Origin of the sequence: Nesterenkonia salmonea, from assembly GCF_005771525.1 — a bacterium.
In the GTDB taxonomy this organism is placed as follows: domain Bacteria; phylum Actinomycetota; class Actinomycetes; order Actinomycetales; family Micrococcaceae; genus Nesterenkonia; species Nesterenkonia salmonea.
The window spans coordinates 19,302-31,334 of record NZ_VAVZ01000003.1 but is presented as its reverse complement, the minus strand read 5'-3'; the positions used below and the strand labels follow the sequence as shown (position 1 = coordinate 31,334).

The window sequence follows — 12,033 nt, the reverse complement described above, 5'->3', positions numbered from 1 at the left end:
ACAGTATGAACTCCCAGAACTCAGAGCGGGGCAGCGTCAGTGACGTCGCTGAAGTCGAAGACCTCAAGCTGACCGACTCCGCCCAAGGTAAGTCCTATTCGCAGTCCCGGCTCGTGATGCGGCGATTCTTCAGACACGGCCCGGCGATGACCTCCTTGGTCATTCTCTTTGCGACGAGTGTCCTGGCGTTCTCCGCTGCAGGCATCGGGCCGATTGCCGGTTGGTGGGATGAGCCCTACCGGCTCCAGCCAGGAGCCACGACATACAACGGAGGTGAACCTACGTGGTTTAGCGACGAAGGCATCCTGGGGCCCCATCCATTCGGTCAAGATGGACTCCCAAGGGATTACTTCGCGCGCGTCATGCGAGGTACATCAAACTCGTTGATTATTGCCTTCACCATTGCAATCGTGTCCTCTGTCATAGGGATCGCCTTGGGAGCCATCGCAGGTTTCTTCCGCGGCTGGATCGAGTCAGTGATCATGCGACTGACCGACTTCGTGATCGTCGTTCCGGTAATCATGCTCGCAGCGATTCTGGGCCCCCTCGCCGGAAGCAACATTTGGATTCTGGCCCTCATCCTGGGTTGTGTGACCTGGACGAGTATGGCTCGTTTGGTAAGAGCCGAGGTCCTGGCGCTTCGGGAGCGTGAATTCGTCGCCGCCGCAGTGGCCATGGGCGCCTCTGCCTCGCGAATCATCTTCAAGCACATGATCCCCAACAGCATCGGCGTTATTATCGTCAATCTGTCATTCGCTGTGGCAGCCGGAGTGCTACTTGAGTCCTCGCTTTCCTATCTGGGACTAGGGGTTCGTTCCCCAGAGGTCTCGCTGGGGATGTTGATCGAGAGCAATGAGCAGGCGATGAACACCCGACCACACCTGTTCTGGTTCCCTGCCTTCTTCATCGTGCTGATCGCGCTGACGGTGAACTTTATTGGTGACGGGCTGCGAGATGCTTTCGACCCACGCCGGCAGCGCACTGGGGACCGTCGGCCCGACCTCTTGAGCGTGCTGGGTCTGCGGGGCCTCTCCATCGCTATTGAGCGCCGCAAGCGCGCGAACCGTGAACGGGACTACGCGACACGCCGAGAACCCGATGATTCCGCCGCCACGGACGACCAGGGAAGGACCCCATGACCAACCGCGAAAACACTGCCCCCGAGCCCACGGCATCGTCCGAAAGTTCTCAGAACTCAATCGAGCGACAGTCGGCTTATGACCACCGCCGCGAGCAGGCCAGGCCCGGCAAAAACCCCGTCCTTCACGCGGTTATCTCCCTTGTGATTCCCGGACTCGGTCAAATACTCCTCGGGCAGCCCAGGCTGGGCACACGTCTGCTCGTCGCGTGGCTCGTCGTAGCCATGGGCCCGACACTAGTGATGACGCCGATGCGACTCGGTGGCACACATGTCAGGTCCGATGCGCTGACGGTGGCTGACTTGGCCGCACTAGCGGGACTGGCGGCCGGATTGGTCATCGGAATCGTGGCAGCTTTCCGCGCCCATCGAGACGCATCCACGGCACAAGAAATGATTACGGCGAGGGAGACAGCCGAAAAGAATGCTCCTACGCGCGCGGCGCTGAGCTTTCAGGACGTAAAAGTGACGTTTAGTACCGAATTTGGAGAGGTGCAGGCTGTCAAGGGGGTGAGCTTCGATGTCATGCCTGGAGAGGTCGTTGCCGTCGTAGGCGAGTCCGGCTCAGGAAAGTCAGTTACCAGCTCCACGTCCATGGGGCTACTTCCGCCCAACGGGCGACTTACGGGGAAGGTATACGTCAACGGCAGAGACGTGACCCGGCTAAGCGGCTCGGAACTGCGAGCTTTGCGTGGCAACGAGATTTCCATGGTTTTCCAGGAACCGATGACGGCGCTCAACCCCGTCTTGAAAGTTTCTGATCAGCTCAAAGAGGCCATGGAAGTCCACGGGGTCGCTTTCGGTAAAGACGCCTTGGCGCGGGGTGTCGAACTTCTCAGACAGGTTGGCATTCCTGAACCGGAGCAGAGAATCAACGAATACCCACACCAATTTTCAGGGGGGCAGCGCCAACGCATCGTCATCGCAATGGCCATTGCCTGTCATCCCTCCATGATCGTCGCGGATGAGCCGACCACTGCATTGGACGTCACTGTTCAGGCAGACATCCTGGATCTTCTACGGCGATTGAAGACCGAGGTCCACACTGGGATCATGCTCATTACCCACAATATGGGTGTGGTTGCTGATATGGCCGACCGGGTGGTGGTGATGTTCCAAGGAGAGATCGTCGAGAGCGGTCCGGTCGAGCAAATTCTGCTTCACCCGGAGCATGAATACACTCGGCGCCTCTTGGAAGCTATGCCTCGGCTTCGCAGTGAAGTGTCAGAGCCGGATGTGCCGCCACAGTCCACTGCGGAAGAGGATACCGAGCCCGCCGGCCAAAACGAAGTGGCGCTAGAGGCTAAAAATCTGGCTCTTGCGTACAATCACCGGGGAAAATCGACGCGTGTTGTCGAGGGAGTGAACTTCCAGGTGCGTCGCGGCGAGATCCTGGGCCTGGTGGGAGAGTCCGGCTCAGGTAAATCTACTGTCGCGAAGGCTGTGCTAGGGCTCTTGGAGGTTGAGGAGGGGGAGCTGCTCATACGGGGGAAGAACTTGCCGACGCTCAAGTCAGCCGAGCGCAAGAAACTTCGCCAAGACATCGGGGTCGTCTTCCAGGACCCTGCAGCCTCGCTCGATCCACGTTTTCCTATCGGTGACATCATCACGGAACCTATGGTCGTTCACAAGGTGGGTACAGTTAGAGAGCGCACCGCGAGGGCTGAGGACCTGCTCGAATCAGTCAAGCTTCCACGGTCGGTGATTAACCGCTACCCTCACGAGCTCTCAGGTGGCCAACGTCAGCGCATCTCCATTGCGCGTGCGCTGAGTCTGAGCCCGTCAATCCTTATTGCTGATGAGCCGACCTCTGCTCTCGACGTCTCGGTTCAGGCCAGGGTGTTGGAGATGTTCGCTGAACTTCAGGAGCAGTACGACTTCGCGTGCCTCTTCGTGACTCATGACCTTGCCGTGGTCGATCAGTTGGCTGACCAGCTGATCGTGATGCAAAATGGCCGTGTGGTCGAGCAAGGCTCAAAAGACAAGATTCTGCGCGCACCCGCCGAGTATTACACTCAACGGCTCCTGGCCGCGGCGCCGGTCCCTCACCCGACTCAGCAGGCCGAAAGGCGTGAGGCAAGGCGTGAGCTGCTGATCTCACACGGCGTCGACGTCATGTGACGTGAGAATCGAAGAGCGCCGCACGAGTCTTGAGGTTCACTATCCTCGCGTACACTGGTGTAGTTGAGCACTCGACTGTCGAGTTGCTGATCCCTATTTTCGGAAGGCCCTTCTTTCTCCATGAGCACTGTGTCACGCAATGATCTGCGCAACGTCGCGATCGTCGCCCACGTCGACCACGGCAAGACTACGCTGGTTGACGCCATGCTCCGCCAGACCAAAGCAGTCGGCGGCCACGGCGATCTCGAAGACCGAGTCATGGACTCCGGTGACCTGGAAAAAGAGAAGGGCATCACCATTCTCGCCAAGAACACCACGGTGTTCTACTCCGGTCCATCCGCTCAGTCAGTGGCTGATTCCGAAGACGTCACCATGAACATCATCGACACCCCAGGTCACGCCGACTTCGGCGGTGAGGTCGAGCGCGGCCTCTCCATGGTTGACGGCGTGGTGCTACTGGTCGATGCCTCTGAAGGCCCGCTGCCGCAGACCCGGTTCGTCCTCCGCAAAGCACTGCAGGCATCCCTGCCCGTCATCTTGGTAGTCAACAAAACTGACCGCCCCGACGCGCGGATCGACGGCGTGGTCTCAGACACCATGGACCTGCTGCTGGGTCTGGCTTCCGATGTTGCCGAAGAAAACCCCGAACTCGACGTCGACGCCGTTCTGGACCTGCCAATCGTCTACGCATCCGGCAAAGCTGGCCGAGCATCCAAAACGCAGCCAGAAGACGGAGGCCTGCCCGAAAACGAGGACCTCGAGCCGCTGTTCGAGACCATCCTTCAGCACGTCCCCGCACCCACATACGACGACGCCGAAGTTCTCCAGGCCCACGTCACCAACCTCGACGCCTCACCCTTCCTGGGTCGCCTCGCACTACTGCGTGTCTTCAACGGCACCCTGCGCAAGAACCAGCAAGTGGCGTGGGCGCGCAAGGACGGCAGCATCAAGACCGTCAAGATTACAGAACTGCTGGCCACCAAGGGACTCAAGCGTGTTCCTGCCGAATCCGCCGGCCCCGGTGACATCGTCGCCGTCGCAGGTATTGGCGACATCATGATCGGTGAAACCCTCACTGACCTGGAGAACCCCAAACCACTTCCCAATATCGTGGTCGATGACCCAGCAATCTCCATGACCATTGGTATCAACACCTCACCGATGGCCGGTCGAGTCAAGGGCGCCAAGGTCACGGCCCGTCAGGTCAAAGACCGGCTGGAGCAGGAGCTCATCGGTAACGTCTCCATCAAAGTGCTCCCCACTGACCGTCCCGATATGTGGGAGGTCCAGGGCCGTGGCGAACTCGCACTGGCCATCCTGGTCGAGCAGATGCGCCGTGAAGGTTTCGAACTCACCGTTGGTAAACCTCAGGTTGTGACCAAAGAGGTCGACGGTGTGCTCCACGAACCCATGGAAGCCATGATCATTGATGCGCCAGAGGAATACATGGGCGCCATCACCCAGCTGCTCGCAGCGCGCAAGGGAACCATGACCACCATGGCGAACTCCGGCTCCGGCTGGATCCGTATGGAGTTCAGCGTTCCAGCCCGCGGGCTCATCGCCTTCCGTACGCGGTTCCTCACCGAAACACGGGGCGCCGGCATCGCGTCGTCGTACTCCGCCGGTTACGAGCCCTGGAAGGGCGAGATCGAATACCGTACCTCGGGCTCCCTGGTTGCAGACCGCGCTGGTACGGCCACGCCGTTCGCGATGATCAACCTCCAGGAACGCGGCACGTTCTTCGTCGAGGCCACCTCAGAGGTCTACTGCGGTCAGGTGGTGGGGGAGAACTCCCGCAACGAGGACATGGAAGTCAACATCACCAAGGAGAAGAAGCTCACCAACATGCGTGCAGCTTCCGCTGACTCCTTCGAAGGTTTGACACCACCGACCAAGTTCACTTTGGAGGAATCCCTGGAGTTCGCCAATGATGACGAATGCGTCGAGGTCACCCCGGAGTCCATCCGCATCCGCAAAGTCATCCTGGACCCCAGCGAACGCATGAAGGTCACTCGCCGCAAGAAGCAGGCCGCGGGAGTCTGAGCCCCCTCATGCCCCGTCCGGTCCTGCTCGGCATCTGCTTCGCCTCAGGAGTGATCCTCGGGGTGCTCGGCACCGTGCTCCAAGGCAATATCTGGGTAATCGGGGGTGTGGGTTCCGGCGCCGTCGTGCCCTGGGGCGCTGCCGCTGCATTGCTGATCCTCTTACTGGCGCTGCTCTGGGCGGGCACCACGGGCCGGTCCCTGGTGGAACCTTTTGTCATGGGCGGTACGGCCTTCACCGTGGCCACCATCGCCTACCTCTGGCCAGGACCGGATCAGCTCGTTGTGCCCTATTCGCCACTGGCCATGGAGACTCTGCCCGGACCTGTGATCGCTTCACTCGTCTGGTGGCTCGGCGCGGGAGCGGTGACCTTGATCTCAATGATCCTCAGCTCATGGATCCTGTCCAAAGACCGGTAGACTTGAACTCACTATGACCTATGTGATCGCTCTGCCCTGCGTAGACCTGAAGGACAAGGCCTGCATCGACGAATGTCCCGTCGACTGCATCTATGAGGGCGAACGTGCCCTCTACATCCACCCGGATGAATGTGTTGACTGTGGGGCCTGCGAACCGGTCTGCCCAGTAGAAGCCATCTACTACGAGGATGACCTGCCAGATAAGTGGAGTGAGTACTACCGCGCCAACGTGGAGTTCTTCGACGACCTCGGCTCACCAGGCGGAGCCGCGCGCCTCGGGCTCATCGAGAAGGATCACGAGGTCGTTCAGGCGCTGCCGCCGCAAGAGCACGACGTCGACTGACGGCTTTCCCCATGCTGAAACTTCCGGACTACCCCTGGGATGCCATGGGGCCTTACCGAGAGCGCGCTCAGCAGCACCCGGACGGCACAGTCAACCTCTCGATCGGCACCCCGGTCGATCCCACGCCTGAGGTCATCCAGGCAGCCCTGGCTCAAGCCGCAGATGCACCCGGTTACCCCACTACGCATGGCACTCCTGCGCTCCGTGAAGCGATCTCCGGCTGGTACGCCCGCCGCCGAAACGTCACAGACCTCGACCCTCCAGCCGTGATGCCCACCATCGGGTCCAAGGAGCTGGTCGCATGGTTGCCCACACTGCTCGGACTCGGTCCCGACGACATCGTGGTCTATCCGCGCATCGCCTATCCCACCTATGACATGGGTGCGGTCATCGCCGGCGCCCAGGGGCTGGCCACCAATAACATTCACTCATTGGATGAGGACACTCTGAGCCGGGTCAAACTCATTTGGCTGAACTCACCTGGTAACCCCACAGGGGAAGTGCACGACGCTGCCCGGCTCGCCTCCGTGGTGAAGCTCGCCAGAGACATTGGAGCCGTCGTCGCATCCGATGAATGCTACGCCGAGCTGCCCTGGGAGGCTGCAGAAGTTCCCTCTATCCTGGACCCCCGTGTCTGTGGTGAGAGTCATCAGGGGCTGCTGTCGGTCTACTCGGTATCCAAACAGTCCAATCTGGCCGGCTACCGGGCAGCGTTCGTCGCAGGATGTCCTGAGCTCATCAGCAACCTGGTCAACACCCGCAAACATGCCGGGATGATCATGCCAGCACCAGTGCAGGCAGCGTTAGCTGCCGCGGTGAGCGATGACACCCACGTGAGCGCACAGCGAGAAATCTACCGGCGTCGTCGTGCTGTGTTGAAACCGGCATTGGAGTCGGCAGGCCTGGTGGTGGAGCATTCAGAGGCCGGACTGTATCTCTGGTGCAGGGATAAGAACGCCGCCCCTGCAAGTACCTGGGACCTGGTCCAGCGCATGGCTGAGCAGGGGATTCTCGTCGGACCGGGTGTCTTCTACGGTGCAGCGGGGGAGGGCTATATCCGGGTGGCACTGACTGCCACTGATGAACGGATCAGCGCCGCTGCCGAAAGACTGAGCTCCAGCTCAGAGCACGTCAACTCCATCTGAGACTGCTTCGACGCATTCGCGTGTGCGCGCGGCGACACGGTAAGTTACATACTGTTGTCACCTTCGTGTGTCCTCAAGATCTAAAGGAGAGCCAGTGAGCGAGCAGACCCCAGCGCACTTGGAATATCAAGGCCATGAGCTTGAACTTCCGGTGGAGGCCGCCGTCGAAGGTAATGACGGTCTGAGCATTGCTCCGTTGTTGAAGACCACCGGCGCGGTCACCTACGACCCCGGGTTCATGAACACCGCCAACACCAAATCGGCGATCACCTACATTGACGGTGATGAGGGGATCCTGCGCTACCGCGGCTACCCGATTGAGCAGCTGGCGGAGAAGTCCAACTTCCTCGAAGTCAGCTACCTGCTCATCTACGGAGAACTGCCCACCGAGCAGCAGCTGGCAGACTTCGACAACGTCACGCGGCGTCACACTCTCCTCCACGAAGAGCTCAAGAACTTCTTTTCCGGGTTCCCCCGCGACGCGCACCCCATGCCGGTGCTGTCCTCCGCGGTATCCGCCCTGTCCACCTACTACCCGGACTCACTGGACCCGTTCGACCCCGACCACGTCGAACGCTCCACCTACCGGCTGCTGGCGAAGCTCCCCACTATTGCCGCCTACGCCTATAAGAAGTCTGTCGGCCAGCCCATGCTGTACCCGGATAACAGCCTGAACCTGGTGGAGAACTTCATGCGCGGCTGCTTTGGTGTGCCGGCCGAACCATACGAGGTGGACCCCGATATCTCCAAGGCGCTCGACACACTGCTGATCCTGCACGCCGATCATGAGCAGAACTGCTCCACGTCCACTGTGCGGATGGTCGGCTCAGCTCAGGCCAACCTGTTCGCCTCAGTCTCCGCGGGCGTCAACGCTCTCTACGGCCCAGCCCACGGTGGCGCCAACGAAGCCGTTCTGAAGATGCTCCGCGAGATCCAGGCCGGCGACGTGAGCCCCGAGACCTTCATGGAGAAGGTCAAGAACAAAGAAGACGGCGTGCGGCTTATGGGCTTCGGCCACCGCGTCTACAAGAACTACGACCCCCGGGCCCGCATTGTGAAGGGCCTGGCGGATGACCTTCTGGCCAAGCTCGGTGGCGACGATGAACTGTTCGACATCGCTCAGCGGCTTGAGTCCAAGGCGCTGGAGGACGACTACTTCGTGGAGCGCAAGCTGTACCCCAACGTGGACTTCTACACCGGGCTCATCTACAAGGCCCTCGGGTTCCCGGAGAAGATGTTCACCGTGCTCTTCGCCCTGGGGCGGTTGCCAGGCTGGATTGCCCAGTGGCGAGAGATGCTCAGCGACCGCAACACCAAGATCGGCCGCCCACGTCAGATCTACACCGGCGAGGCGCTGCGGGACTACCCCGGCTGAGCCGCCTCCTGGCTCTCCCTTTCGCTGACTGGCCGATTATGCCGTTCCAAGAGGTCCTCAGGGCCCTCCTGGAACGGCATTTTCGGCCACTAGACGCCTGGGTTATGAAAGTTGGGCTTCACCCGGGCCACCCCTGTCGTCGCAGGGTGCGGACAATCTTCTCGACAGCCCGTCCGCACTGGTTCCTCATGTGCTCCCGAGTAATTCGAACCTCGACCCAGCCCAACGCCTCTGTGAGTTCTTGACGCTGGATGTCCCTGACCATCTGATCATCGTCTGTGTGGAATTCCCACCCTTCATACTGGATGGCGAGGCGATACTCCCGGATGCTCATATCCGGCTGCACTACAGCCCAGCCGTGGGCGTTGTAGATCCAAGCGTTCACCTCAGGTTCGGGAAGGCCTGCTTGAGCCATGGCGTAACGCAGCCGCGTCTCCTGGGGTGAATCCACTCGGTCCCGGCTCAACTGCAGGGCCGCGCGGGCGTTCCTGATCCCGCGGGGTTTCCCGCGTCTGGTCAGTGCTGCGGCCAGCTCAGCGGCGGACGCCAACGCTTGGGGATCCTCGCCGAATTCTTTACGCCCCCGGCGTCGACAGCGATCAGCCAGGATGAGTGCCTCAAGTACGGAGGAGCTGAGTGCCACATCCACCCAGGTTCTGGCCGGGGACGTGATCGGCAGCCGATGCAGCTCCGTTCTATCCGCCTCCGGCACATGTGTGCGGTGAGACTCCACCAAATCGGGCCGCTTAACACGTGAGCCTTCTGGTGGTGCCGTCAGGTGGTACGGGGGTGTAGGTGCGGCATCGATGATCCCCCACAATGCAGCTGCCGTGTGGTGGCTCACTAGGTGTGGTGTCCCGTGGCACAACGCTTCGAGAGTGGCAAGAGGGGCTCCAAGAACAGACTTGGACGCGGGAATGTAAATGCCGTGCGACACAGCGTGAAGTTCGCCTCCATGGGTAGCGTGGCGGATATCCCGTCGGGAGAGAACGTCAGTGAGCTCCCCGTAGCGAATGCCACGAGTCGGCAGCGGATAGTCCCGGCCGCGGCGTCGGTGAAACGTTCGGTGTGATTCGGGTGTCATACCTCAGTGATGCCACGTCCTGCATGCGCAGACCACCCGTTAGTGCGCATCTGTGCAGTGGCCGGAGTGTCGTTCTCACACGGCGCGGGAGGGAACAAATCACTGTACTCTCCCGTCCCCATCGTCTACTGGCCGATTCTGCCCTTAAATGCGGCGATCTAAGGCTGAGTTAGCGGCATAATCGGCCAGTTGGCGCAGGTAGGTCCAGGAGGCGCAGGAGCAGGGCAGGCAGAGCGCGCCGACAGTCGGGAGCAGCCTCAGCGGTCCCTGGAGAAGCCCAGGACCACTGTGCCGTTGGGTGCGGCGTCGGCCTCGTCCTCTGAGAGGCGCTGCCACCGAGCAGAGTCACGATCCCACCGGTAGGGCGCCGATGTCACCGACTGCACGCCGTAGTCTTCAGCCGTCGCCACCGCCCAGTGCGCAATCAACCACTGGTGGTTGAGGTCGCCATCGGACTCGGGCGTCTCCACCCTCACCAGGGCATCATCATCGTCGCCTGAGACCTCGATGATCCCTTCCAGGATCGGCTCCGGCACGAACTCATCCTCCTCGTCGCCTTCGTCCTCCTCTGACGGTTCCGTGAAGGGGATCTCCAGCACCGCGGGCATCATACCGACCAGTTCGTCCGTGACGCCCTCAGGATCAGGCCCCGGAACATCCAGCTGGGAGAGATGGCAGGTCATGTCTGGCCCTTGGGTCTGTCCCGCGAGCGGCCACGCGAATGCCCGCGCCGCAGCACCATGCTGAGGGTAGAACTGCGGGTTGTGGGGGCGCTCCAAGGCTTCAGCTGCTTCGTCCAGCTCAAGGTCCGGCATCCAGAAAAGCTCGGCGTCGTCCTCATCGTCCTCTTCGTCAGCTTCTTCCGCTGCCTCCAGGCCTGAACGCCATGATGTCTCCATCACGTCGAAGAACCCGTCCACGGTGATCTGCACGGGCTGAACATCGTTGTCCGCGGTCCAATCTGGTGCACCGCGGGCGAACAGCACCTCTGTGCCGCGCTCGTCATCTGAATCGCGGACGCTCAGCTCTGTCTCCTGCATGGACATCGCCAGCGCGTCGACGGCAGCTTCAGGTGGTAGCCCGTGATCTGCCGCTGATGCCGCCAGCAGGGCGGCGTTATGGGCCTGGGTGGGGGTGAGCTGGTAGTCGGTGTCGCCCACGGTGACTGCGCAGCGTTCATCGAGGAGGAATTCGCTCTCCTCGATATAGCGCCAGGTGCCGTAGGAAGCTCCGGCCACCATGGCGGTGGTTACACCCAGCGCCACCAGCGCGCGACGACGCCGCCGACGCCGAGCCATCGGCCTAGTGATCACAGTATTGCGGCGTCTTCGGAAAGGACTCATGGCGCAGCCTCAGTTGGCGTGCAGCGCGGCGTTGAGCTCAACCTTCTGGCCCTTACGCGGGCGGGCCTGGACTTGGCCGGTGACCGAGTCGCGCAGGAAGAGCAGACCGGCTGACCCGGAGAGCTCTGAGCCTTTGGCTGTCCCGCGGGCGCTGCCGTCACTGTTCAGCACGGTGACTTTTGTGCCGGAGGTGACATAGAGCCCGGCCTCAACCACACAGTCATCACCCAGGGAGATTCCGACCCCGGAGTTCGCGCCCAGCAGCACCCGCTCGCCCAGGGAAATCTTCTCTTTGCCCCCACCAGAGAGGGTGCCCATGATGGACGCGCCTCCACCTACGTCGGTTCCATCACCGACGACGACGCCGGCAGAGATTCTGCCCTCCACCATAGAAACTCCCAGCGTGCCGGCGTTGAAGTTGACGAACCCTTCATGCATGACTGTGGTGCCTTCAGCCAGATGGGCTCCTAGGCGAACACGGTCGGCATCGGCAATTCGGACACCTGATGGGGTCACGTAGTCGACCAGGCGGGGGAATTTGTCTATGGAGTACACCGTGACTTGGCCGCGGCTGCGCAGCTTGAGGCGGGTGAGTTCGAACCCCTCGACAGTGCACGGGCCGAAGTTTGTCCACACCACATTCGACAGGTGACCGAAAATGCCGTCGAGGTTGATGCTATTCGGAGCGACTAGTCGGTGGGAGAGCAGGTGCAGGCGTAGCCACACGTCCGACGTTCCCGCCGCCTCAGCGTCTAGGTCTGACTCCACCGCTACTGCCTGAACTTTCACGCCGCGGTCTGGGTCTTCGCTCTCTGCGGCCTTGAGATGGCTGGTCAGTGTGGCGTCGTCGTTCTCCACCAGCGGAACCAGCGTGGGGGAGGGGAACCATGTGTCCAGAACAGTGCCGTCTGCGGCGATCGTGGCGAGTCCATGTCCGGAAGCGGTGCGAGCAGTAGAAGTCATAGTCTCCATCCTACGTATGACCGAAGCTTCACCGTGACTAGTCCATAGGCATGCGGCAT

Annotated in this window: 10 protein-coding genes; 7 read left to right on the top strand and 3 right to left on the bottom strand. The window is 61.2% G+C overall.

The genetic code is table 11. The features are described 5' to 3' along the window. The first annotated feature begins 5 nt into the window (after positions 1-5). The 7 genes from FEF26_RS01505 (at position 6) to FEF26_RS01475 (ending at position 8,584) form a co-directional block, all read left to right on the top strand. Complete coding sequence (locus FEF26_RS01505) at positions 6-1,139, top strand: ABC transporter permease (protein ID WP_166432868.1); 1,134 nt, start codon at positions 6-8, stop codon at positions 1,137-1,139. 392 nt (positions 1,140-1,531) lie between these two features. Beyond that, positions 1,532-3,259, top strand: coding sequence for a dipeptide ABC transporter ATP-binding protein (locus FEF26_RS01500; protein ID WP_138251849.1), 1,728 nt, complete (start codon positions 1,532-1,534; stop codon positions 3,257-3,259). Positions 3,260-3,379: 120 nt separating this feature from the next. Beyond that, entirely contained in the window at positions 3,380-5,302 is a 1,923-nt protein-coding gene (gene typA / locus FEF26_RS01495; RefSeq protein WP_138251769.1) for a translational GTPase TypA, read from the top strand. Between the two features lie 8 nt (positions 5,303-5,310). Continuing rightward, positions 5,311-5,721, top strand: coding sequence for a hypothetical protein (locus FEF26_RS01490; protein ID WP_138251768.1), 411 nt, complete (start codon positions 5,311-5,313; stop codon positions 5,719-5,721). 13 nt (positions 5,722-5,734) lie between these two features. Continuing rightward, entirely contained in the window at positions 5,735-6,064 is a 330-nt protein-coding gene (fdxA, locus tag FEF26_RS01485) for a ferredoxin (RefSeq protein WP_138251767.1), read from the top strand. Positions 6,065-6,075: 11 nt separating this feature from the next. Next, positions 6,076-7,209, top strand: a complete 1,134-nt coding sequence (dapC, locus tag FEF26_RS01480; protein ID WP_138251766.1) for a succinyldiaminopimelate transaminase — start codon at positions 6,076-6,078, stop codon at positions 7,207-7,209. Positions 7,210-7,303: 94 nt separating this feature from the next. Then, complete coding sequence (locus tag FEF26_RS01475) at positions 7,304-8,584, top strand: citrate synthase (RefSeq protein ID WP_138251765.1); 1,281 nt, start codon at positions 7,304-7,306, stop codon at positions 8,582-8,584. Between the two features lie 118 nt (positions 8,585-8,702). On the opposite strand, the gene FEF26_RS01470 is transcribed toward FEF26_RS01475, so the two are convergent. The 3 genes from FEF26_RS01470 to dapD form a co-directional block, all read right to left on the bottom strand. Next, the gene (locus FEF26_RS01470; protein ID WP_138251764.1) at positions 8,703-9,668 is read right to left on the bottom strand and encodes a hypothetical protein; all 966 of its coding nucleotides are present in this window, start codon (positions 9,666-9,668) and stop codon (positions 8,703-8,705) included. 257 nt (positions 9,669-9,925) lie between these two features. Further along, positions 9,926-11,011, bottom strand: a complete 1,086-nt coding sequence (locus tag FEF26_RS01465; RefSeq protein ID WP_138251763.1) for a hypothetical protein — start codon at positions 11,009-11,011, stop codon at positions 9,926-9,928. A gap of 9 nt (positions 11,012-11,020) precedes the next feature. After that, positions 11,021-11,974, bottom strand: coding sequence for a 2,3,4,5-tetrahydropyridine-2,6-dicarboxylate N-succinyltransferase (gene dapD, locus FEF26_RS01460; protein ID WP_208012817.1), 954 nt, complete (start codon positions 11,972-11,974; stop codon positions 11,021-11,023). Between the last annotated feature and the right edge of the window lie 59 nt (positions 11,975-12,033).